Source organism: Pseudomonas sp. lyk4-TYG-107 (genome assembly GCF_030209055.1).
Lineage (GTDB): Bacteria > Pseudomonadota > Gammaproteobacteria > Pseudomonadales > Pseudomonadaceae > Aquipseudomonas > Aquipseudomonas putida_A.
Genome location: NZ_JARVST010000012.1, coordinates 116,416 through 137,933, shown reverse-complemented (window position 1 = coordinate 137,933; position 21,518 = coordinate 116,416). Strand labels below are relative to the sequence as shown.

General features: G+C 55.8%; 23 protein-coding genes and 1 pseudogene. 10 read left to right on the top strand and 14 right to left on the bottom strand.

What is annotated here, in order from left to right:
* Positions 1-134 precede the first annotated feature (134 nt).
* From QRN61_RS11790 to yecR, 3 genes are all read left to right on the top strand, one after another.
* The gene (locus tag QRN61_RS11790; protein WP_285373841.1) at positions 135-782 is read left to right on the top strand and encodes a phage infection protein; all 648 of its coding nucleotides are present in this window, start codon (positions 135-137) and stop codon (positions 780-782) included.
* Positions 783-966: 184 nt separating this feature from the next.
* Positions 967-1,281: a hypothetical protein gene (locus tag QRN61_RS11785; RefSeq protein WP_027613061.1), complete on the top strand. Its 315-nt coding sequence runs from the start codon at positions 967-969 to the stop codon at positions 1,279-1,281.
* A 32-nt stretch (positions 1,282-1,313) separates the two neighbouring features.
* A complete protein-coding gene (gene yecR, locus QRN61_RS11780; RefSeq protein WP_027613060.1) occupies positions 1,314-1,622 on the top strand; it encodes a YecR family lipoprotein in 309 nt (102 codons plus the stop codon).
* A 1-nt stretch (position 1,623) separates the two neighbouring features.
* On the opposite strand, the gene QRN61_RS11775 is transcribed toward yecR, so the two are convergent.
* The gene (locus QRN61_RS11775; protein WP_285373840.1) at positions 1,624-3,249 is read right to left on the bottom strand and encodes an ATP-binding response regulator; all 1,626 of its coding nucleotides are present in this window, start codon (positions 3,247-3,249) and stop codon (positions 1,624-1,626) included.
* Between the two features lie 113 nt (positions 3,250-3,362).
* On the opposite strand from QRN61_RS11775, the gene QRN61_RS11770 reads away from it, so the two are divergent.
* Positions 3,363-3,977 carry a LuxR C-terminal-related transcriptional regulator gene (locus QRN61_RS11770; RefSeq protein WP_225135293.1) on the top strand — a complete coding sequence of 205 codons (615 nt, stop codon included), beginning with the start codon at positions 3,363-3,365 and terminating at the stop codon, positions 3,975-3,977.
* 54 nt (positions 3,978-4,031) lie between these two features.
* Positions 4,032-4,226, top strand: coding sequence for a PLD nuclease N-terminal domain-containing protein (locus QRN61_RS11765; protein ID WP_027613057.1), 195 nt, complete (start codon positions 4,032-4,034; stop codon positions 4,224-4,226).
* An 83-nt stretch (positions 4,227-4,309) separates the two neighbouring features.
* Here QRN61_RS11765 and QRN61_RS11760 read toward each other — a convergent pair whose 3' ends face one another.
* Complete coding sequence (locus QRN61_RS11760; protein ID WP_285373839.1) at positions 4,310-5,308, bottom strand: bile acid:sodium symporter family protein; 999 nt, start codon at positions 5,306-5,308, stop codon at positions 4,310-4,312.
* Between the two features lie 85 nt (positions 5,309-5,393).
* On the opposite strand from QRN61_RS11760, the gene QRN61_RS11755 reads away from it, so the two are divergent.
* Together QRN61_RS11755 and QRN61_RS11750 are read left to right on the top strand one after the other, a co-directional pair.
* The gene (locus tag QRN61_RS11755; RefSeq protein ID WP_285373838.1) at positions 5,394-6,182 is read left to right on the top strand and encodes an AraC family transcriptional regulator; all 789 of its coding nucleotides are present in this window, start codon (positions 5,394-5,396) and stop codon (positions 6,180-6,182) included.
* Between the two features lie 139 nt (positions 6,183-6,321).
* A complete protein-coding gene (locus QRN61_RS11750) occupies positions 6,322-8,034 on the top strand; it encodes an amidase (RefSeq protein ID WP_285373911.1) in 1,713 nt (570 codons plus the stop codon).
* A gap of 91 nt (positions 8,035-8,125) precedes the next feature.
* Here QRN61_RS11750 and QRN61_RS11745 read toward each other — a convergent pair whose 3' ends face one another.
* Positions 8,126-8,836: a hypothetical protein gene (locus tag QRN61_RS11745; RefSeq protein WP_027613053.1), complete on the bottom strand. Its 711-nt coding sequence runs from the start codon at positions 8,834-8,836 to the stop codon at positions 8,126-8,128.
* A 203-nt stretch (positions 8,837-9,039) separates the two neighbouring features.
* Here QRN61_RS11745 and QRN61_RS11740 point away from each other — a divergent pair, with 203 nt between their 5' ends.
* The gene (locus QRN61_RS11740) at positions 9,040-10,011 is read left to right on the top strand and encodes a TerC family protein (protein WP_150368785.1); all 972 of its coding nucleotides are present in this window, start codon (positions 9,040-9,042) and stop codon (positions 10,009-10,011) included.
* 232 nt (positions 10,012-10,243) lie between these two features.
* On the opposite strand, the gene QRN61_RS11735 is transcribed toward QRN61_RS11740, so the two are convergent.
* Both QRN61_RS11735 and QRN61_RS11730 read right to left on the bottom strand, forming a co-directional pair.
* Positions 10,244-11,344 (bottom strand): polyamine ABC transporter substrate-binding protein, encoded by a 1,101-nt coding sequence (locus QRN61_RS11735; RefSeq protein ID WP_047598364.1) that lies wholly within the window; start codon positions 11,342-11,344, stop codon positions 10,244-10,246.
* A 297-nt stretch (positions 11,345-11,641) separates the two neighbouring features.
* Positions 11,642-13,063 carry a purine-cytosine permease family protein gene (locus QRN61_RS11730; RefSeq protein WP_285373837.1) on the bottom strand — a complete coding sequence of 474 codons (1,422 nt, stop codon included), beginning with the start codon at positions 13,061-13,063 and terminating at the stop codon, positions 11,642-11,644.
* Positions 13,064-13,386: 323 nt separating this feature from the next.
* On the opposite strand from QRN61_RS11730, the gene QRN61_RS11725 reads away from it, so the two are divergent.
* Both QRN61_RS11725 and QRN61_RS11720 read left to right on the top strand, forming a co-directional pair.
* Positions 13,387-13,872, top strand: a complete 486-nt coding sequence (locus QRN61_RS11725; protein WP_285373836.1) for a flavin reductase family protein — start codon at positions 13,387-13,389, stop codon at positions 13,870-13,872.
* Between the two features lie 159 nt (positions 13,873-14,031).
* Positions 14,032-15,075: an LLM class flavin-dependent oxidoreductase gene (locus tag QRN61_RS11720; RefSeq protein WP_103368576.1), complete on the top strand. Its 1,044-nt coding sequence runs from the start codon at positions 14,032-14,034 to the stop codon at positions 15,073-15,075.
* Between the two features lie 113 nt (positions 15,076-15,188).
* Here QRN61_RS11720 and QRN61_RS11715 read toward each other — a convergent pair whose 3' ends face one another.
* From QRN61_RS11715 to QRN61_RS11680, 9 genes and pseudogenes are all read right to left on the bottom strand, one after another.
* Complete coding sequence (locus tag QRN61_RS11715; RefSeq protein ID WP_096797207.1) at positions 15,189-15,680, bottom strand: hypothetical protein; 492 nt, start codon at positions 15,678-15,680, stop codon at positions 15,189-15,191.
* A 713-nt stretch (positions 15,681-16,393) separates the two neighbouring features.
* Positions 16,394-16,780, bottom strand: a complete 387-nt coding sequence (locus QRN61_RS27615; protein WP_306453596.1) for a hypothetical protein — start codon at positions 16,778-16,780, stop codon at positions 16,394-16,396.
* 234 nt (positions 16,781-17,014) lie between these two features.
* Complete coding sequence (locus QRN61_RS11705) at positions 17,015-17,548, bottom strand: hypothetical protein (protein ID WP_285373835.1); 534 nt, start codon at positions 17,546-17,548, stop codon at positions 17,015-17,017.
* Between the two features lie 143 nt (positions 17,549-17,691).
* On the bottom strand, positions 17,692-18,030 hold the full coding sequence (locus tag QRN61_RS11700) for a hypothetical protein (RefSeq protein WP_096797206.1): 339 nt from the start codon (positions 18,028-18,030) through the stop codon (positions 17,692-17,694).
* A 190-nt stretch (positions 18,031-18,220) separates the two neighbouring features.
* The gene (locus QRN61_RS11695) at positions 18,221-18,754 is read right to left on the bottom strand and encodes a hypothetical protein (RefSeq protein ID WP_127646174.1); all 534 of its coding nucleotides are present in this window, start codon (positions 18,752-18,754) and stop codon (positions 18,221-18,223) included.
* 419 nt (positions 18,755-19,173) lie between these two features.
* Positions 19,174-19,431 (bottom strand): DUF596 domain-containing protein, encoded by a 258-nt coding sequence (locus QRN61_RS11690; RefSeq protein WP_179353351.1) that lies wholly within the window; start codon positions 19,429-19,431, stop codon positions 19,174-19,176.
* Positions 19,432-20,101: 670 nt separating this feature from the next.
* Positions 20,102-20,488 (bottom strand): barstar family protein, encoded by a 387-nt coding sequence (locus QRN61_RS11685; protein ID WP_096797204.1) that lies wholly within the window; start codon positions 20,486-20,488, stop codon positions 20,102-20,104.
* 11 nt (positions 20,489-20,499) lie between these two features.
* Positions 20,500-20,688 (bottom strand): annotated as a pseudogene (locus QRN61_RS27610) (ribonuclease domain-containing protein); the annotation flags it as partial.
* 79 nt (positions 20,689-20,767) lie between these two features.
* Entirely contained in the window at positions 20,768-21,403 is a 636-nt protein-coding gene (locus QRN61_RS11680) for a hypothetical protein (protein ID WP_285373834.1), read from the bottom strand.
* Positions 21,404-21,518: the final 115 nt, after the last annotated feature.

Sequence of the window (21,518 nt, the reverse complement as noted above, 5' to 3'; positions counted from 1 at the left end):
TTTCAGTTCGCTAACGCGGTTTCATGCAAAAACGTCGACACCCGTGCGCCCATCGAGCGCGCCCGTGCCAATTGCCAACCTGGTCAACCCCGGGCCAACGAATGCTGTGTGGCTGATGGGTCGTGGAGAAAATCATGAAACACACGCTTTTGTCAGGCGCCATTCTTGCGGTCGCGGCGACCGTGATGTTGCCAACGGTTTGGGCTGCGCAGCCGCAGGCGGTGGCCTCTGATGGTTCGGATCATGTCGGAGCCGCTGCAGTGGCGTCCGATGGCTCTGATCATGTCGGTGCTGGCGCAGTGGCGTCCGATGGTTCCGATCATGTCGGCGCTGGCGCAGTGGCTTCCGATGGTTCCGATCACGTCGGCGCTGGCGCAGTCGCCTCGGACGGTTCCGATCATGTCGGCGCTGGCGCAGTCGCCTCGGACGGTTCCGATCATGTCGGCGCTGGTGCAGTCGCCTCGGACGGTTCGGATCATGTCGGGGCTGGCGCAGTCGCCTCGGACGGTTCCGATCATGTCGGCGCTGGTGCAGTCGCCTCGGACGGTTCTGATCACGTCGGCGCGGGCGCAGTAGCCTCCGATGGCTCCGATCACGTCGGCGCGGGCGCAGTAGCCTCCGATGGCTCCGATCACGTCGGCGCAGGCGCACTGGCTTCCGACGGCACCGACAAGGTCGGCGCCAATCGCTATGCCTACTCACGCGTCGGCGTCGGTTCTGATCGCGTCGCGTCGGCGCTGATGACCGGCAGCTATTCCGACCAGTTCAACTCCCCTCAGTAATCGGCGCGAGGCGACCCATTGGGTCGCCTCTCCCTCCGCCGCACTAGCACATTTGTGCTAATCGACCGCCCCGCCCACCGGCGTTATATTCCCTCGCAACCCCCGATGCTCCCCAACACTGCTGCTGTGCAGTGCGCGGGATCGTTGTGCCTGGAAATCAGAACAACACCAAGGAAGAAACACCATGAAACTGCATTCCAATCTGTGCAAAGTGGCGATCGTCAGCGCCTTGTTGCTTGGCGCCAGCGGCTGCCAGACCGCCAAACCTACCGAAGCCAGCATGAAAGAACGGGCCCAGACGGTCATCGGTAAACCGGTGTCGAAAATCGACAACATCCGCAGCGACAGCACCCTCACCTACTACACCGCCTACACCCCCGCCGGCGAGTACAACTGCGAGTTGCCCAGCGGCGCGATTATCGCCGTGGCGAGCATGGGCATCATGACCCCGCCGCTGTCGTGCCTGCCCAAAGGCGCCTCACCGATTCCGTTCCAGTAATCCCTCCTCCCGGTAAAGGACTACGTTCCATCATGAAAATCCTGATCGCAACTCTCACTCTCACCGCCCTCGCTCTGACAGGCTGCGCCACACCCAAACAATGGGAAGCCACCGGTGGCAGCAAGAACGACGGCGTGGTCCAGGTCTCCTACGAATTGGGTCAGTTCGAAAGCGGCCAGACCAACGCCGCACAAGGTCTGACTGTCGCGATGGAGCGCTGCAAGACCTGGGGCTACAAGAACGCCGAGGTGACCGGTTCCGAGAAGAACATCTGCCGCACCATGGGCCAGTTCAACTGCCTGCAAACCACCATCACTCAGGACTACCTCTGCAAGCGTTGAGTCAAACCTGCTCGGCCGGCTCGGTTTGCCGGTCGCGCAGGCTGCGCAAGGTCGCGCGCAGCTCGGCCGGGCGTACCGGTTTGGACAGGATGGCAATTTGGCGGTCGTGCAAGGCCGCCTGTATTTTCTCGATGTCATGCCCGGTGATGATCATCGCTGGCACCGCAAAGCCACGCTGGCGCCGCACCTCGTCAATGCACTCGATGCCCGTGGAATGTGGACCCAGATCGTAATCGGCGACGATGATGTCGCAATCGGTGACCAGCCCCTGCCCGCTCAATTCGCCTTGCACCACGCAGCCCCAGCGCTCGAGCAGCGCCGAGGTCGCCAGCAAGACGTTGCGATCATCCTCCACCAGACACACCTTCAGCCCGGTCAACAGGCCGGCCTGCCGCACATCGTCACGCATGACCGGCAACTGCGGCGCCACGGCCACCGGCAAGCCATACAGGGAGACCACCGTGCCGCGCCCAAGCTGCGAGCGTAAGGCCACATCGACGCCGATCAACTGCCCCAGACGCTTGACGATCGACAGCCCGAGGCCGACGCCTTCCACGTCCTTGTCACGCACCTGACGCACTCGATAAAACTCCTCGAAGACCTTCGGCAGATGCTCCTCGGCAATACCGTTGCCGCGGTCATAAATCACGATGGCCAGCCCGGCGCCGCGTTTGCGCACGCCGATCAGCACCGGGCGTTGCGCGCCGTACTTGAAGCAATTGGAAAGCACGTTCTGCACCATGGTCGCGAGCAACGCCGGATCGCTCTGTACCCAGTGCTGGCACGGACGCAGGCGCAATTCCACACCGGCCCAGCGTGCCGCCTCGGCGTTCTGGCGGATCAGGTCGGCCAGCCACTCGCCGAGATTGAACACCTGCAGCCTCGGCAGGATGCGCCCGTTGTCGAGGGTGTAGAGGTCAAGAATCGAACGGAACAACTGCGAGACGTTGAGCAGCGAACGGTCGATGTTGTCGACCAGTTGCCGCTCCTGCTCGCCCAGACGCGATTCACGCAGGCACGCCGTAAACAGACCGATGGAGTGAATCGGCTGGCGCAGATCATGGCTGGCCTGAGCGAGAAACCGCGATTTCTCCAGATTGGCCGCGACCGCCTCTTCGGAGGCCTTGCGCGTGCGCTCCAGCAGCAAGTGCGCGTAGAACGGAATCACGGTGCTGGTGAGCATCAACATCAGCACCATGTACGGCTGCGCCTGCCACACCGGCGTCAACCGATAGACCGCCAGCAACGCCAGCAGCGCCAACCCCGTGGCAATCGCCAGATAGCGCGAGCCGTAGCGCATGCCGTTGCCCAGGTTGACCCAGATGATCACCGCGTACAGCGGCAACGCCGCTTCACCGCCGAGCACCAGGCCGAAACAGGTGCCGGTGTAATCGTGAATCATCGCGAATATTCGTCGCGCCGGGTAATGCCCCGGCCAGCGCGCGATGGCCTGGCGCAAGACAATCGACGCCAGCAGAAACAGCGAGATGTAGACCACCACTGGCAGATAGGTATCGAAGCGCTGCCCCGGCAAAACACCGAGCACGCAGATGTAAACCATGGCAATGCTGGCGATGATGATCCGCAGATTGGCCTGATCCAGCTCGGTGTTTTTCTCGAACTTCATGGGCAACGTCCTTGTGCGACAGTCGTCAGATTCAGCAGCGGTCGGCAGGCAATCTGCGCTTGCGGTGCTAAGGTGCATGCCGTAAACCACGCTGATCCAGGGAGGGTCACGTCATGACATGCCGCATCATCATAGCCGACGATCACCCGTTGTTTCGCGAAGCCATGCGGCGCACCGTGCAGCGTTTGTTGCCCGAGGCGGCTATCGAGGAGGCCGGCGACCTCGACGCCGTGCTGGCCTTGCTGCCCGACGGCAGCGAGCCGGACACACTGATTCTCGACCTGCGCTTCCCCGGTCTGACCTGCATCAGCCAACTCGCCGAACTGCGCAAAAAACTGCCGCGCACCACTTTGATCGTAGTGTCGATGGTCGACGACGAGGCGTTGATTGGTGAGGTGATGGCGGCCGGCATCGACGGTTTCATCGGCAAGAACATTGTCCCGGATGAGATCGGCGAGGCGATTCTGGCGATCCGCGAAGGCGAAGTGCTGGTCAGGTTCGCGCCTTCCGGGCTGCTGCCGCTGGAAACCGGCACCGCCCTCACCCCGCGTCAGCAGGATGTGTTACGGCTGATCGCCCAAGGCAAGACCAACAAGGAGATCGCCCGGGAACTGGATATCTCGCCGTTCACCGTGCGCATCCACGTGTCGTCGCTGTTGCGAACGCTCAATGTGCCGTCGCGGGCAGCCGCTGCGGTGAAGTATTCGGGAGGCAGCGGCACAATTTAAATGAACCCTGCGCGCTTGGACTCACCTAACTGAAAGACCATCAGGAGGTAGCCCATGCAAATTGAACCCGTCTGGATCGTACTCGCCGTCGTTCTTGTGATCGTTGAATTGTGGGCGATCAACCGCGTGCGCAAGAGCGCAGGCAAAGGCAGCAACAAAGGCGTGTGGATTATCGCCATCGTGTTCGTGCCGTTGTTTGGCCTGATTGCCTGGGCACTGGCCGGCCCGAAACACGTGACTCAGGACTGAAGGATTCTTGCGCTGTAATGCCCTGCGCGGTCAACTGTGGGAGCGAGCCTGCTCGCGATGGCTGACCGCCGGGCATCACTGCATTATGGATCAACCTGCGCCATCAGCTCCGGCACCGATTCCGGCCGCTTGGCATAACGCTGCGCCAGCACCGCACAGACCATCAGCTGAATCTGATGGAACAGCATCAGCGGCAGAATCAATACGCCAATCGTGCTGCCGGCAAACAACACCTGTGCCATCGGCACGCCGGTGGCCAGGCTCTTCTTCGAACCGCAGAACAAAATGGTGATGCGGTCTTCCTGGCTGAAACCGAACGCCTTGCCCAGCAGGGTCGACGCCAGCAGCACCAGCCCCAGCAGGATGCAGCAGACCACCACCAGCCCCAGCAGATCGACTACCGGAATCTGGTGCCAGATACCTTCGTTGACCGCCTCGCTGAATGCGCCGTACACCACCAGCAGAATCGAACCCTGATCGACAAACTTCAGCCAGTTTTTGTTGCGTCCCACCCACGCGCCGATCCAGCGCCGAGCGATCTGCCCGGCGATAAACGGCAGCAGAAGTTGCACGCTGATTTTCAGGATCGCATCCAGGGTCGAGCCACCGTCGCCGTGCACGTTCAGCAGCAGCGTCACCAGCAACGGCGTGAGAAAGATCCCGAACAGGCTCGACGCCGCTGCACTGCAGATCGCCGCCGGGATATTGCCTCGGGCCAGCGAGGTGAAGGCAATTGCCGACTGCACGGTGGCCGGCAACGCGCAGAGATACAGCATGCCCATGTACAGCTTGTCGCCGATCAGCGGTGACAGCAGCGGTTTCAACGCCAGCCCGAGCAGCGGGAACAGCACAAAGGTCAGACCGAACACCAACAGGTGCAGGCGCCAGTGGCCGGCACCAGCGATGATTGATTCACGCGACAGTTTGGCGCCGTGGAGGAAGAACAGCAGCGCGATGGCAATGTTGGTCAGCCAGCCAAACCCCACCGCGACCTGCCCGCTGGCCGGCAGGAAACTGGCCAGCAGCACGACGCTGATCAGGGTCAGGGTGAAGTTGTCGGGCAGGAATCTTGGGCGAGTCATGGGCTTGTTCATCCGGGAGTTGCCAGTACGTGACTGCGACTCTAACGTGAGCAGAAATTACCGACTAACGCCGAAGAGCCAACAGATGCCGCCTAAAGGACATGAGAAAAGCTTCCGACGCAGCATTCCCGGGCTGCCCAGCCTGCCCCGTGCGCTGTACGGGCGCACCGAATCGCTGCCCAATCGCGCACTGACCCGGCGTCACAGTCACCCGTGGGTGCAATTGTCGTACGCGATTCAGGGCGTGCTGGAAGTGCAGACCAGCGCCGGGCGTTTTGTCGCGCCACCGGAGCGCGCAGTGTGGATTCCGGCGGGCGTGCCGCACCGTGTGTTCAGCTCGCCGCACACGGAAATGCGCAGCCTGTACATCGATTGCAGTGTGGCTGGCTGGGCGCTGGAGCGTTGTCATGTGTTGGGCGTCAGCGACCTGCTGCGCGAGCTGATTCGTGCGTTCAGTCTGGTCCCGGTGGAATACGACGAGAGCGGCGCGCATGGCCGCCTGGCCCAGGTGATCCTCGATCAACTGGCCGAGGCACCGCAGATCGACCTGATGCTGCCGCTGCCGCAGGACAGCCGTCTGCGGCAGATCTATCAAAGCCTGGAGCAACATCCGGAACAGCAGACCACACTGCAGCACTGGAGCGAAAAATTCGGCGTCACCGAAAAAACCCTCAGCCGCCTGTTTTTACGCGACACCGGGCTGACCTTCCGCGCCTGGCGCCAGCGCTTGCGTCTGTTGGGTGCGCTGACCCCGCTGGAACGCGGCGAACGGGTCACCGACGTGGCTCTGGCCTGCGGTTATGACTCGACCTCGGCGTTCATCGCAGCTTTTCGCCAGCAGTTTGGTGAGACACCGGGGGAATTTTTTCGCTGAATTTTGTCGATATTTATCGAATTAGCACATGCCATTCGGCAAAGTTCAGGGTAGAGTTTCGCCCATCGGTAATTCTTCACACGTTTCGACGATAACCATAATGACCCACCCCTTTAGCGAACCTGTCGGCGGTAACAGCATGATCGAAGTCACTGAAGTCTCCATTGCTCAATTACGCGCGGCGCTCGAAGCCGGCCAGACCACCGCGGTTGAACTGGTGCAGGCCTATCTGGCCCGGATCGACGCCTACGACGGCCCGAACACCGCCACCGCACTGAATGCCGTGGTGGTGCGCAATCCCGAAGCAATGGCCGAAGCCCGGGCGTCCGACGCGCGCCGGGCCAAGGGCGAAACCCTCGGCCCGCTGGATGGTATCCCTTACACCGCCAAGGACAGCTATCTGGTCAAGGGTCTGACTGCGGCTTCCGGCAGCCCGGCATTCGCCGATCTGGTGGCACATCGCGACGCCTTCACCATCGAACGCCTGCGCGCCGCTGGAGCGATCTGCCTGGGCAAGACCAACATGCCGCCGATGGCCAATGGCGGCATGCAGCGTGGCGTCTATGGCCGGGCCGAGAGCCCGTATAACGCTGCTTATCTGACTGCACCGTTTGCTTCCGGCTCGTCCAACGGTGCCGGCACCGCGACCGCGGCGAGCTTCTCGGCGTTCGGTCTGGCGGAAGAAACCTGGTCGAGCGGTCGCGGCCCGGCATCGAACAACGGTTTGTGCGCCTACACGCCATCGCGCGGAGTAATTTCGGTGCGCGGCAACTGGCCGCTGACGCCGACCATGGACGTGGTGGTGCCGTACGCCCGCACCATGGCCGATCTGCTTGAAGTGCTCGACGTTGTGGTCGCCGAAGACCCCGACACCCGTGGCGATCTGTGGCGCCTGCAGCCGTGGGTACCGATCCCGAGCGTCGATTCGGTGCGCCCGGCCTCCTACGCCGAGCTGGCGGTAAAGTCCGATGCACTGGCCGGTAAACGCCTCGGCGTGCCGAAGATGTACATCAATGCCGACCCCGAAGCCGGCACCAGCGAAGCCCCAGGCATCGGCGGCCCGACCGGGCAGCGGATCAACACCCGCGCTTCGGTGATCGACCTGTGGAACCAGGCCCGCACCGCGCTGGAAGCGGCCGGCGCCGAAGTCATCGAAGTGGATTTTCCGCTGGTTTCCAACTGCGAAGGCGACCGCCCCGGCGCGCCGACCGTGTTCAATCGCGGCATCGTCTCCAAGGAATTCCTGCACCACGAACTGTGGGATCTGTCGGCCTGGGCCTTCGACGATTTCCTGCGCGCCAACGACGATCCGAAGCTCAATCGCCTGGCCGATGTCGACGGGCCGAAAATCTTCCCGCACGACCCGGGTACCCTGCCCAACCGTGAAGGCGATCTGGCCGCCGGCATGGACGAGTACGTGCGCATGGCCGAGCGCGGAATCACTCCGTGGGACCAGATCCCGACGCTGCCCGATGGCCTGCGCGGTCTGGAAAAGACCCGCAAGCTTGATCTGGAAGACTGGATGGATGCGCTGAAACTCGACGCGGTATTGTTCCCGACCAACGCCGACGTCGGCCCGGCAGATGCCGATATCAATCCGGAATCGGCGGACATCGCCTGGAGCAATGGTGTCTGGGTCGCCAACGGCAATCTGGCGATCCGGCATCTCGGTGTGCCGACTGTCACCGTACCGATGGGGATAATGGCCGACATCGGCATGCCGGTCGGCCTGACCTTCGCCGGTCGTGCCTACGATGACTCGAATCTGTTGCGTCTGGCCTCGGCGTTCGAGGCGACTGACTCGAAGCGTCAGGTGCCGCCGCGTACTCCGGCGTTGGCCCGTGGCAAATAACTAACCCGAGGCGGCAGCTGCAGCCTCCTCGGGCACGCCAGATGACCGATCAGGTGCGCGCACTTGATCGGTCCTGATGCCGACAGTCATGTTATTTCGCGTCGTCATCATCCGGATCGAATTTCATTTTCTTGCTTTCTCCCTTACTTTCAACAAGGCCGGCTTTGGGGAGCTGAAAGGTATAAAACGAAACCTGGGTGTTGTTTTTTGAGTCGCGCTTGAGCAGATACAACATGTCCTCAGACTCTGCGACCTGGCAGGCGGTGTAGCGGTCCAGGCTGCGGAAGGTCAAGGTGCGCTCCTCGCACTTCGCGGCGGTATCCAGGGCAGATTTTCTGCCCGACATCGAGGGTACGTGGACGGTCAGATACCAGGCCAGAATGGAAAATCCGGCCAGGACTGCGGAAAAAGCGAAGAGTTTGAACACGATGTTCAATTCACTTGCACGTTGGCGAAACCTCACAAGCCACAGAGGATTTGTCGGGGATACCGGCAGCCTTCCCGGCCGCTCAGTCAAGGCAATGATCAATGAAACGGCAATGACAAATGCTATGGCGAACAGTAACGCGCCGATCATCGCGCCAAGTCCTGCAGCGCCATACGCAGCAAGCTTTTGACCACTGATATTCAATCGGTCAAACGGCACATCCAGCACCAGATAATATTTTTCCAGATGAGCGTAGCCATTGAGTACGAATGCGCCGAGCATCGCCGCAATGAATAACGAAACCTCGATGCGCAAGTATTTCCGGTAGCGTTCCAACCCCTCTTCTGCACGCAACTCATTGACTGGCTGATTCAATTACGAAACTCCTTTTCGTTGCCGGACAAGGCATTCGCCCGACCCAATGAAGGCGGCGATCATACCGCTATGCGCGCATCATCAGTACAACACTTCGTTTTTCCCGAACTGTCGCTAAGAAATAAGCGATTTTTCTTACATCTAAACTCGCCGCTAGCATGGCCCTGCCTGACCCTAATTCAATAAAAGCCAGGGAGCCAACCATGCCAACCACCAACATCAATATTGGCGAACCATGGATGTGGGGCGCGTTTATCATCTTCGTTCTCGCCATGCTTGCACTGGACCTGTTCGTCTTCGGCGGACGCAAGGCACACCGCGTTTCAGTGCGGGAAGCGTCCTGTTGGGTGATCGCCTGGTGCGCACTGGCCTTGGCTTTCGCCGGGTTGCTCTGGTGGTATCTGCACGGCGAGTTCGGCGCCGAAATTGCCCAGCGCAAGACGCTGGAATTCCTCACTGGTTATCTGATCGAGCAGTCACTGTCGATCGACAACATGTTCGTCTTCGTGATGATCTTCAGCTACTTCGCCGTGCCACCGGAATTGCAGCGCCGGGTGCTGCTGTACGGCGTACTCGGGGCGATCGTGATGCGCGCGGCGATGATCTTCGCCGGGGTGTGGCTGGTGTCGCAGTTCGAGTGGCTGTTGTATGCCTTCGGGGTGTTCCTGATCATCACCGGGATCAAGATGCTGATGTTCGCCGAGCAGCAACCGGACCTCGACAAAAACCCGCTGCTGCGCTGGGTGCGCGGGCACATGCGGATCACGCAGGGCTTTCATGGCGAGCGCTTTTTCGTGCTGCAGAACGGCGTGCGCTGGGCCACGCCGATGTTCCTCGTGCTGGTGCTGATCGAGGCCAGCGACCTGATGTTTGCAGTCGATAGCATCCCCGCGATCTTCGCCGTCACCACCGACCCGTTCATTGTGTTCACCTCGAACATCTTCGCGATCATGGGCCTGCGCGCGCTGTACTTCCTGCTGGCGGACATGGCCGACCGCTTTCATTTGCTCAAGTATGGACTGGCGATTGTGTTGGTGTTCATCGGCGGCAAGATGACGCTGATGCCATGGTTTCACATGCCGGTGGAGTGGTCGCTGGCGGTGGTGGGCGGGGTGATTCTGGGGTCGGTGGTGTTGAGTCTGGTGATGAGTAAAAACGCGCCACAAAACCTGTAGGAGTGAGCCTGCTCACAATGCGGTGCGACATTCAATAAAGGTGTCGGCTGACCCGACGCCTTCGCGAGCAAGCCCGCTCCCACAGGTGATAGTCAGTGGATGGAGGATCCGGAGCTGGCCGAGATCAAAGGGTGGGAGTGGGCTTGCTCACGAAGGGGCCGGCACATCCAGCATCAATGTCGTCTGACACGACGCATCGCGAGCAGGCTCACTCCTACAGGTGACCGCGGCGTTACTTGTCGGACTTGATGCTGGTCCACACTCGCGTGCGCACGCGTTCGAGTTTTTGCGGTAGTGGCTGGACTACATAAAGGGTTTTCAGGGCCTCAGGCGTTGGCGTCAGGTTCGGGTTGCCGGTGATGTCTTTGTTCACCAGCGGCATCGAGTCCTTGTTCACGTTCGGGTAGCCGAGGAAGTCGCTGATCGGCGCAATGACTTTCGGATCGAGCAAGGTGTTGAGGAATTCATGCGCCTCTTCGACATTCTTCGCGCTTTTCGGAATGGCGAAAGTATCAAACCAGATCGGCGCGCCTTCCTTCGGCAAACGCCAATCGACCACCACACCGTTACCCGCCTCTTTCGCACGGTTGCCGAACTGATAGAAGCTGCCGGAGTATCCGATGGCCACGCAGATGTCGCCATTGGCGATGTCGGTCATGTATTTGGCCGAGTTGAAGTAGGTCACGTACGGGCGAATCTTCAGCATCAGATCCTTGGCCTTTTCATAGTCGGCCGGGTTCTGGCTGTTCGGATCGAGACCGAGGTAATGCAGGGCCAGCGGCAGAATTTCCGACGGCGAATCGAGCATCGCCACGCCGCAGGATTTGAGCTTCTCCATGTTCTCCGGCTTGAACACCAGATCCCAGCTGTCCACCGGCGCGTTGTCGCCGAGCGCTGCCTTGACTTTGGCCGGGTTGAAACCGATCAGTACCGTGCCGTACATGTAGGGCACGCCGTACTGGTTGCCAGGGTCATTGGCGTCGAGCAGTTTGAGCAGCGCCGGATCCTGATGACTCCAGTTCGGCAGTTTTGACTTGTCGAGTTTCTGGAATACCCCGGCCTTGATCTGAGTGTCGATGAACTGGTTCGACGGCACCACCAGGTCGTAGCCGGAGTTGCCGGTGAGCAACTTGGCCTCCAGCGATTCGTTGGTGTCGAAGGTGTCCCAGGTCACTTTGATGCCGGTCTTCGCGGCGAAATCCTTGGGCACCGACGGCAGGATGTAATCCGCCCAGTTGTACACCCGCAGCTCGCGCTGTTCGGCGTGTACCGCGCTGGCCAGCAGCGTCAGCCCACACACGGTGGCACCCAGAATGCGTTTCATCGTGACCATGGTTGTTTCCCCAGAATGCGACGTGAGATCGATGGTTTTTATGTTCTGTACACGGCAGCGGCTGTAAAGGTAGCCAAGGGCAAGGAAGGTCCAGCGTTTCGTTGTGGCTTTGATTCTTGCCGACCGCGGGGTCGCGGCACAGTGGGGGATGGGCCAAAAGGGGATCGAAATGGCCAATTTGAATGACCACTGGAATGCGGAAGCTGGACGGGGATCACTTGTGGTGAGGGGATTCATCCCCGATGGGGCGCGAAGCGGCCCCCTTTTACATCTCAAAGGGGCCCGCACTCGCTGATTTCACGACTGCTTCGCAGCCGATCGGGGATAAATCCCCTCGCCACGTTGCTTCTGCGTCTGCCCGCGTGTGGCGAGGCAATAATACAGCGGCACCGTCACCACCAGGCCAAACAGCCACGACAGATCCGCACCGTCCACCAGATTGGCGTACGGCCCGACATACAACGAGGTATTGGCGAACGGCAGCTGCACAATGATCCCGATGAAATAGGCAATGATCGCGTGCGGATTGAAGCGCCCGTAAATGCCGCCGTCCGCGCGAAAAATCGAGCTAATGTCATACGCGCCGCGCTTGATCAGGTAGAAATCGATCAGGTTGATCGACGCCCACGGCACCAACACCAGCAGCAACGCCAGAATCAGTCCGATGAACTGCGAAATGAAATTCGCCGAGGCCCCCAGCGCCACCACGCAGCACCCCGCCAGCACCACGCTCGACAACAGCACACGCACCTTGATGCTCGGCGTCCACTGACTGGCAAAGGTCTGGATCGAGGTGATGATCGACAGCACCGCGCCGTACAGATTCAGCGCGTTGTGGCTGATGATATTGAGCAGGAACAGCACCATCAGAATCGGCCCCAGCCACCCGGTGGACTGCTTGACCGCAGCCATCGCTTCGGTGCCTTCCGGCGTTGCCAGCACCGCTACGGCGCCGAAGCTGAACGACAGAATCGTCCCCAGCGTCGCGCCCAGATAAGTGGCCCAGAACGGATTGGCGATGCCGATATCCGCCGGCAGGTAACGCGAATAATCGGACACGTACGGCGAGAAGCTGATCTGCCAGATGATCCCCAGCGACACCGTCGCCAGCCAGCCCGACAGGTTGAAGCTGCCGCGCGTCAGGAAGTCTGCCGGCAAGTCGTGGGCGAAGATGTAGATGAAACCGGCGAGCAACGCACTGCCCATCACCCAGGTGCCGATGCGGTTCAGTGTATGGATGAAGTTGTAGCCGATCACGCCAATCGCCGTGGCCGCCAGTGCGCCAATCAGAATGCTCAGCGGCGCCGGTACCGACGGTGCGATGCCGACAATCGATTTACCGGCCAGCACGATGTTGGAAATGAAGAAACCGATGTAGATCAGCGCCGCAAAAAACACGATCAGCAGTGCGCCGTAACGCCCGAACTGACCACGACTCTGGACCATTTGCGGAATGCCCATGCGCGGGCCTTGCGCCGACGCCAGAGCGATCACCACGCCGCCGATCAGGTGCCCCAGCGCAATCGCCAGCAGCCCCCAAAGCAAATCGAGATGGAACACCTGAACCACCATGGCGCCGGTGACGATGGGCAGTGGCGCGATGTTGGTGCTGAACCATAAGGTGAAAAGGTCGCGGGCCTTCCCGTGGCGTTCCGCGAGTGGGACGTAGTCGACCGTGTGATTCTCGATCAACGGATCTTGCCGGGACATCTGGGACATATGCATGAACTCGAGTTTGTCTGTTCTTATCTTTGTATGAAGCCAAACCGGGGGGACTCTGGGTCGCCCCTCAGATGCAGACCATATTATGGTATTCCAAACATTTCACAAGACTGATCCGTAGTTTACGGTGCTAGCTGATCCGCCATCCTCACTGATACTGCGGCCTGCAGGCCAGCCGAAAGCCCAATAAACGCTGAGTTTCCGACGAAAGCACCACGTTTATCGGTTCAGCCTAAAAGCCCTTGCAAAGAAAAAATACTGGTATACCATCAGACCAATAAATACATAAAAATCGCGTCACAACACCCGAGGACCGTCCAATGATCGATGCTGCCATCTACAAACAAGTCATGGGCTCGTTTCCGTCCGGCGTCACTGTCATCACCACGCTGGACGATAACGGCCAGATCGTCGGCCTCACCGCCAGCGCCTTCAGTTCATTGTCGATGGACCCGGCCCTGGTGCTGTTCTGCCCCAACTACAGCTCCGACTCCTACCCTGTGCTGATCAAGAACAAGCGCTTCGCGATCCACGTCCTGTCCGGCGGCCAGCAAAGCGAAGCCTACGCCTTCGCCCGCAAAGGCAAGGACAAGGCGCAGGGCATCGAGTGGACGTTGAGTGAGCTGGGCAACCCGATCCTGGCCAATGCGACGGCTATCATCGAGTGTGAGTTGTGGCGCGAATACGAAGGCGGTGACCACGCGATCATGGTCGGCGCGGTGAAGAATCTGATCGTCCCGGAACAGAACACCGGGCCGCTGGTGTATTGCCACGGCAAGATGGGCGCCCTGCCCGTCCTGGCCTGAGCAAAACTTCAACCCCACACAAATCCACTGTGGGAGGGGGCTTGCTCCCGAAGGCGATGTGTCAGCCACCAGAGATGTCGATTGATCCAGCGCTTTCGGGAGCAAGCCCCCTCCCACACAGTTTTGTAGCCTCAACAACAAAAGATCCGAGGAAGCGTCATGAAATTTTCCCTGTTCATCCACATGGAACGCTGGGACGAAAGCGTCAGCCACCGCCAACTGTTCGAAGACCTGACCGAACTGACCCTGATGGCCGAGGCCGGCGGTTTCAGCACCGTGTGGATCGGCGAACACCACGCGATGGAATACACCATCTCGCCGAGCCCGATGCCACTGCTGGCCTACCTCGCCGCCAAAACCACCACCATCCACCTCGGCGCCGGCACCATCATCGCGCCGTTCTGGCACCCACTGCGGGTCGCTGGTGAATGCGCGCTGCTCGACGTCATCAGCAACGGACGCATGGAAGTCGGCCTGGCCCGTGGCGCCTATCAGGTCGAATTCGATCGCATGGCCGGCGGCATGCCCGCCTCCAGCGGCGGTCAGGCCCTGCGCGAAATGGTCCCGGTGGTCCGCGCCCTGTGGCAAGGCGATTACGCCCACGACGGCGACATCTGGAAATTCCCGACCTCGACCAGCGTGCCGAAGCCGATCCAGAAGCCGAATCCACCAATGTGGATCGCCGCCCGCGACCCGGATTCGCACAATTTCGCCGTGGCCAACGGTTGCAACGTGATGGTCACGCCGTTGATGAAAGGTGACGAAGAAGTCGTCGACCTGAAGAACAAGTTCCAGACCGCACTCGACAACAACCCCAACGTCCCGCGTCCACAACTGATGGTGCTGCGCCACACCCACGTGCATTCGGCTGACGATCCGGGCGGCTGGAAAGTCGGCGCTAAAGCGATCTCACGTTTTTACCGCACGTTTGATGCGTGGTTCGGCAATAAGGAAGTACCGGTCAACGGCTTCCTCGCTCCCAGCCCAGAAGAGAAATTTGCTGGCCGCCCGGAGTTTGAGCTGGAGAGCCTGCACAAGACGGCGATGATTGGTACGCCGGAAGAGATCATTCCGCGGATCAAGTATTACCAGGAACTGGGGGTGGATGAGTTCAGTTTCTGGTGTGACAACAGTCTGCCGCATGCAGAGAAGAAGAAATCGTTGGAGCTGTTTATCAGGGATGTGGTGCCGGCGTTTCGCTGAGCCACTACCATTTCTCTGGACTGACAAAAAGCCCCGAGCAATTCGGGGCTTTTTATTTTAAATGAGGAAAATGCATGTTCCTGCCTGCGAACTCAACCACTTTTGAAGCAGCATCACACTCGCGCCAATAAATGGCGTGCACGCTCGGACATTTCAGCGTTATCAACCTTGGCCAGCAATTGCAATTTTTCTCTAGCCTTATCGGTACCAATCTCGTGTAAAGCATAAATGCATTTCACACCTAGAGCATGCTCGGAAGCGATATACGGATAACGGGTGAGCGCCGTCTTGAATAAATAGTCAACCGCCCCAGGGTATCTGAAAACCTTCAATTCCCTCGCAATATTCTCGTGACTGATGTGCCAATCTTCAACGAGTAAGCGGCATAACACATCCGCACAGTCCTGAGTGTAGCCGAACACCGCACCGAATATCAGCAAGCATTCCAAACTATCAGCGTCTTTAATTTCAAGGGCAGTTTCCAGTTCAGCACGCAGGTAATCTTCGGGGATATCCCCACCCTTAAATAGAGACTCAAGAAAACAGTCTTTTGAGATCCGATACGATACCAGATCAATCATCAAGTCCTGCTGTTGTTGATTCATAGCCCGCCTCCGAAAACCGTTGTCATCGCCAAATTCATTCATATCCAGGGAAAATCAGGCGTAATTTCACAAACAACCCCAGCCGACACAAGAATATTTCTAGCCTGTAAAACCTCCTGCGCCTGACCGCTGAATACCAGAGTATCGCCTTGCTGGAGTGTAATCCTGGACAGTAAATAATTTTGACCTGTCACCTCGGAGACAGCACTCACCTGAGCCTGATTCCGATAGTCGCCGCGACAGCGAAGTTCATACCTGCACCTATCCAGCTGGATACCGGGCATATTCGTTGTCACCACCGACCAGTCACACTGATCACAGCGGGCTCCCTGAGTAATACCTTCTTTGAGGACAATAAGATTGCCTCCGCACTGCTCGCACTTCACTCCACAGGATTTACTCATTAGCGGTAACCACAATCAACAACCCCAACACTTGCTTCTTCATGTGGACCTGCAATAGCTATGCACCGTGCACTGGCTTGAAATTTTCAATCGTTTGGTTTTTTTGCTTCAGTACAGCCTCTACAAAATCGGCATCAAACTCTAGCAGAAACACGATAGCGTCGTAAATCTTCCATCGATGCACGTCAAAATGATCGATTATCGAGAGCAGATGCTCTTTTATAAGAGGTAGGTATTCTTGATATCCATTTCTCCTCGCAAGACCAAATGCACCAGTAATTTCAAATGGCCGACTACTCGCTAACACAATTATTTTCGAGATAGTGGAAACACTTCAACTCTTGCGAGCTCCGCGTGGCCCCGATCGGCCATATTGGCATAATATTGAGTCAGTGCAAAAAGTATATGGCAATAAGTATCGTCATAACCGTGCAATCGATGGCTATACGTCCACTCAATACTTTCAGGCTTTTCCATGCACTTCTCGAGAGCCATCAAACCTCTTGGGTATCCCCAATTGGTCAAAAGCTTCGCAGCAAAAAACCGTTCATTATCGTCCTGAGTGCGACGAAGCAATTCCTCCACTGCGTCAACTCGCTCCTGAGGAATATCCTCTGGATCCAGGTCTCCGGCTTCTACAGCATAATCAGCGTATTCCGGAATATCGTTTAATAGCCTGTATGTTTTTGACTCCATAAAAGCTCCTTTATGACCTTATCTGGTCGCTCCAAATGCGAAACTTGACTGCATCGTCATCCTGCGAATCAACTTCATCACAGATCAAAAAATAAATCCGCTCCATTCCCGCCCCCCCTCCTAAACGTGGCCTGTCCCCATTTACTCATACCTGCTTCAGGACTAGACATTTAGAGACATTTATAAGCGTGATCTATTCCCGTCTCCCCTTTCAATCCTCAATCTTTCTCTCACCTAATAACGAATCCACTTTCCGGTGGGGATTAATTCCGCGCCATCAGGATCAATTAAGTAAAGCCACTCTGGTTCATGCCCTACCGTGCCGATTAAAACACCTAGCGAATTTGGATGCTCGGGCATCGCACCTGAATGTATGGCACCTATATAACTGCTTCCACCATAAGGATTGTGCAGTTGAAAGCGCAATGCACCATCAACATCGTAGATCGCAGCATTGTGAGGAAACCCAAAGAACCAAGGTGATTCAGCAAAGTCAAACCTAGATGGTTTTTCATTAAACACGACCAAAACTCCGCTCCTATCTGGCAGTATGTATGGGATGCCTGCAGCAGAGAACAAAACTTCCGAGCCGCTATCAGAAACTATGTATTTTCTTATCTCCACAACCTTACTCACGCGCACATATTTAACTTGTGCCATTTCAACTTCAAATTCAGTTCTGCGCCCATGCCAATCGTAAAAACTCTCAAAGATCGTTCCATCAGCATGTACCACCTCATTTCTTATACGCTCAACTAGATCAATCATTTCAACACCCTCAAACTATCAATATCAATAGTATAAAACTCAGGATTTGTACGAGGGGTTTTATCCATAAACGTAACTTGATGGGAGGTTAACGGGGACAGACCACATTTCCCGAGTACTTTCTAAACGTGGTCTGTCCCCATTTACCCAAAAAGCTCTGCATGACGGGGCGTCATCATCAGGCGCAAAGCCTCGGAGCGTGATCGCGGATCGGTAAGGCTTAAACCTTCTCCTTCTTTCGCCTTTTGATCTCCTCCATTTTTGCGAAAAATCCAGATACCGCTTCCACCAAAAAAACCGTAGATAAGCGAAAATCTCAAAGAAACCAACAGGTCCTCACCACTAAAACCCCAAACTCCAAGTTTACAATAGATAATAACCGCGCCTATCAAACTTCCAAGCAATCCGACGAGGTAAAAAAACACCACCGCCTTCAGAACCAGCACTGGGTATAAACGAAACCTGACCTTTATTGGAGTCATTTCTTATTCCAGAAAGCGTTGACCTTGCCGATTACAACCTTCGGTAAAAATAAATCTGTGACAGGTTAACGGGGACAGATGAGGTTTAACGGGGACATTTTCGGAGTGCTTTCTAAACGTGGTCTATCCCCATTTACCTTCCCATTTCACCTTTACAAGGTCTGCCCCATTTAGCTCTCTTTTATTTAAACTAATAGCGAATCCACTTCCCTGTAGAAATTAATTCAGGGCTATCTGGATCAACCAAATAAAGCCACTCTGGGTCATGCCCTACGCTTCCTACCAAAACACCTAACGCATTTGGGTTTGTGGGCGTTGACGTATAGTGCACAGCACCAATATAGCTTCCCACACCATGAGCGCTTTTTAATTGGAAGCGTAAGGAACCATCAGAGTTGTAAATCGCCGCATTATTTGGACAGTTAAAAAACCAAGGAAATACAGACATGCCAAATTTTGATGGTACCTCATTGAAGACGACCAAAAACCCTGTTCTATCAGCAAGAATGTAAGGCATCTCACTGACGGGAATGCGTAGTTCCAGGCCGTTTTCAAAGGCCAAATATCGTTCAAATCGTACGACGGCGTGCTTTTGCGCATACAGCATTATATTTTTAGTATCTTCAAAACTGGTACATGCCCCGTTCCAGCTGACAAACTGCTCAAAAAGCAGTCCATCATCGAATTCCCACTTTGTTCTAATTTCACTAATCAACAGACTCACTGCAACGACCTCACCGACCCCATATTAACCTCGTACAACTCTGGATTAGTTCGGGGAGACTTATCCATAAATTTAACTTGATGTCCACCACTAGGCAAGCGAGCTTCCTTTTTCGCATTCCACATATCACCAACAGTTCCTTCACGAATCCCGACACCTGGCTTCACCGTAAATTCGACTTGGAATAATTGACCCTATTTGAACTCTTCAGAAACTGCAAGTTTATTTCGAACATCCGCCACAGATTTTATAGGAGTTTCTGTGGCCCAACCTCCAAGAAGGGAGGACGGGTTCTTGCCTTGCGAGTTAACGGGGACAGACCACATTTTCGGAGTGCTTTCTAAACGTGGTCTGTCCCCATTTACCCACCTTTTGTGCCGCCACCACTGTCGCCTTTTGCACCAACTAACCTAGATAAATTATGTCCATATCTCCTGGCCAGCGGAGGTAAGCCATACTACTCCAACCGGAACGGTAGTTAAAAACCAAAATCCAAAACCATCAAGTTCATCCTCCTCAGGGTGAACAGGCCATGCGAGTGCAATGATACTAATTTGCTCATCAATACTACCAGAGAGATAATTTCCATCTGAGGCCAGCTTTAAATGCCCTTCGAGCATTAGACGCTTCAGTAATTCGAGAAAAATTTCCGCTCTTTCTTCATTACTTATTTTCAAGTGCGAAATCTCCACACTTAAGTGCTGCCAAATCGATCCAATTGATAGACCGAAGGAGCTACTTAGAATAGCTGAGTACAAAAAATCTATATTCATTTGAATTTAATCTCGATTCGTTTCCCAGCATTAATAGACGGATTTATTACATCTATGGTCCAAGCTGCGCCTGACTGTTGAGTTGAGTTCGAGAAATTCCTCAACGTAATTTTGCTACCTGCGTTAGCTCCAGAAGTAATCGTTGCAGCATAAACATCCCCTTTCCCGGGAATCGACTTTACGACTGGCATATATTCAGTTCCTGTCAACTGTCTAAAATAGCTCATTACATCTGATGTCGTAGTGCCAGAATAAACAGGCGCACCAACACTGAGATAAGGGTCAGCTTGGAGCGTCTTTCCTCCTATACTCAATTGAAAATCCTTTGGTGAAGACTTGAATTATTGTACTGCGATGCAAGATCGCTAATTCGGTTATCAGATTGCTGCTGTAGAATTGCCCCGGGCTGCTTACCTGTTAAATCAGGGCCTTTGGGGTTCTGCGCTATTCGGTCTAGTGCATCTTTCTCAGCATCAACTATCGAGCTACCTTTTGGGGGTTAACGGGGACAGACCACATTTTCGGAGTGCTTCTAAACGTGGTCTGTCCCCATTCACCCTCCATTTACCTCGCGTCACAGGCTTAGCCTAATTTTTAGCAAACTTTCGGCCACAGCTCTATCAACATCTTTGAAGACAACTTCCAACTCGTGTCCATCGTCACCATTCCTATCAAGGACCGAGTCACGCAAAATCTCGAGGTATATCTTTAGGTCGTCTCTTGGCAATTCTGGCAGAGACTCATGCACAAGGACGACTTTATGACACGGCATCCAACTGAGATCCCTTAAGCAGTCATACAAGGCATCCCAGTTGTATCCAAAGTACCCCGGTAACCAAAGTAGGTAATACAGCGATCTTATCAATTCCTCCGTAACCTGAATGGAGGGGTCAATCCGCACATAAAACACTTTCGCCGTGTCATATGAAGGCGGGGTTTCCACAAACGTGAATGGCAACATTTTAACAGACCTCAATTTTTTATTGGGATGAAGGTTTTGTAGTGGTCGGCGGTGTAATACATTTCGCCGCCTTTCCCTACGACTATTCGCTGAGGCCCAGGTCCTGCAATACCCGCCGATGGATGGACATACTCAGTGTAGTAACCGGCTGGTTTCTGCGGCAAATCCAATGCACGATTCTGGAATACAGAGCCATCCTTTCGATGAGGGAAAGGAGTTTAACGGGGACAGACCACATTTTCTGAGTGCTTTCTAAACGTGGTCTGTCCCCATTTACCCCTAGCTCAGCAGATCGTTCAGTACGCCTTGTTCCCCAACTGACACAAATCCGTTATCAGGATCGTCAAATTCACCAACCCGCATTATCAGCAGTCCTTTTCGCTCACCTACATAAGCACACAGCGTCTGATCTTCAGAGAGTCCGCCGCACCAACCAAGATCCAAGACGCACTCTATGTCAAAATTCTTGGGTAAAATAGCGATATAAGAACATCGTTCAGTTAAAAGAACTTCTATTGATTTACGATCCGAAAAATCGGACAAACACATAGCTCCAAAAAACCTTAACTTCCCATCACGCTCAACGATACGCTCTACCGAACGAGTAACCTGGGGCATTTCGATTCCTCGTGATTTCAAACCACCCCATAGTCCCAGGTACCTAACAAGTCTCGTGTTTGGTTGCCAAGCCGAATTACCTAATAGCAGCCAGAATGCATATTCCGGCATATTTTTAACGGCAGATTTACAAATAAAATCCAATACTACTACCGATGCTTCATAAGACTTTTCTGACACCGCAAGACTAGCCGCCGATAGCTTCAACTCACCATATTCTTTATCTTCATGCAGGTTAAATACCTCATTGGGAAGAGAAATATCAAATGTTCTTAAGATTTTAATTTTAGGAGCCATAGTGATTCCCGGCTTCGTCGTTGAAATGAGCCCCCCGATATTGCGTGATGGTTAACGGGGACAGACCACATTTTCGGAGTGTTGTCTAAACGTGGTCCGTCCCCCCCCATTTACT

What these genes read in the sequence shown, in the direction of transcription:
- QRN61_RS11790 (WP_285373841.1), top strand. Translation starts at nt 135, where the DNA reads ATGAAACACACGCTTTTGTCAGGCGCCATTCTTGCGGTCGCGGCGACC.
- QRN61_RS11785 (WP_027613061.1), top strand. Translation starts at nt 967, where the DNA reads ATGAAACTGCATTCCAATCTGTGCAAAGTGGCGATCGTCAGCGCCTTG.
- yecR (WP_027613060.1), top strand. Translation starts at nt 1,314, where the DNA reads ATGAAAATCCTGATCGCAACTCTCACTCTCACCGCCCTCGCTCTGACA.
- QRN61_RS11775 (WP_285373840.1), bottom strand. Translation starts at nt 3,249, where the DNA reads ATGAAGTTCGAGAAAAACACCGAGCTGGATCAGGCCAATCTGCGGATC.
- QRN61_RS11770 (WP_225135293.1), top strand. Translation starts at nt 3,363, where the DNA reads ATGACATGCCGCATCATCATAGCCGACGATCACCCGTTGTTTCGCGAA.
- QRN61_RS11765 (WP_027613057.1), top strand. Translation starts at nt 4,032, where the DNA reads ATGCAAATTGAACCCGTCTGGATCGTACTCGCCGTCGTTCTTGTGATC.
- QRN61_RS11760 (WP_285373839.1), bottom strand. Translation starts at nt 5,308, where the DNA reads ATGACTCGCCCAAGATTCCTGCCCGACAACTTCACCCTGACCCTGATC.
- QRN61_RS11755 (WP_285373838.1), top strand. Translation starts at nt 5,394, where the DNA reads ATGCCGCCTAAAGGACATGAGAAAAGCTTCCGACGCAGCATTCCCGGG.
- QRN61_RS11750 (WP_285373911.1), top strand. Translation starts at nt 6,322, where the DNA reads ATGATCGAAGTCACTGAAGTCTCCATTGCTCAATTACGCGCGGCGCTC.
- QRN61_RS11740 (WP_150368785.1), top strand. Translation starts at nt 9,040, where the DNA reads ATGCCAACCACCAACATCAATATTGGCGAACCATGGATGTGGGGCGCG.
- QRN61_RS11735 (WP_047598364.1), bottom strand. Translation starts at nt 11,344, where the DNA reads ATGGTCACGATGAAACGCATTCTGGGTGCCACCGTGTGTGGGCTGACG.
- QRN61_RS11730 (WP_285373837.1), bottom strand. Translation starts at nt 13,063, where the DNA reads ATGTCCCAGATGTCCCGGCAAGATCCGTTGATCGAGAATCACACGGTC.
- QRN61_RS11725 (WP_285373836.1), top strand. Translation starts at nt 13,387, where the DNA reads ATGATCGATGCTGCCATCTACAAACAAGTCATGGGCTCGTTTCCGTCC.
- QRN61_RS11720 (WP_103368576.1), top strand. Translation starts at nt 14,032, where the DNA reads ATGAAATTTTCCCTGTTCATCCACATGGAACGCTGGGACGAAAGCGTC.
- QRN61_RS11715 (WP_096797207.1), bottom strand. Translation starts at nt 15,680, where the DNA reads ATGAATCAACAACAGCAGGACTTGATGATTGATCTGGTATCGTATCGG.
- QRN61_RS27615 (WP_306453596.1), bottom strand. Translation starts at nt 16,780, where the DNA reads ATGGAGTCAAAAACATACAGGCTATTAAACGATATTCCGGAATACGCT.
- QRN61_RS11705 (WP_285373835.1), bottom strand. Translation starts at nt 17,548, where the DNA reads ATGATTGATCTAGTTGAGCGTATAAGAAATGAGGTGGTACATGCTGAT.
- QRN61_RS11700 (WP_096797206.1), bottom strand. Translation starts at nt 18,030, where the DNA reads ATGACTCCAATAAAGGTCAGGTTTCGTTTATACCCAGTGCTGGTTCTG.
- QRN61_RS11685 (WP_096797204.1), bottom strand. Translation starts at nt 20,488, where the DNA reads ATGTTGCCATTCACGTTTGTGGAAACCCCGCCTTCATATGACACGGCG.
- QRN61_RS11680 (WP_285373834.1), bottom strand. Translation starts at nt 21,403, where the DNA reads ATGGCTCCTAAAATTAAAATCTTAAGAACATTTGATATTTCTCTTCCC.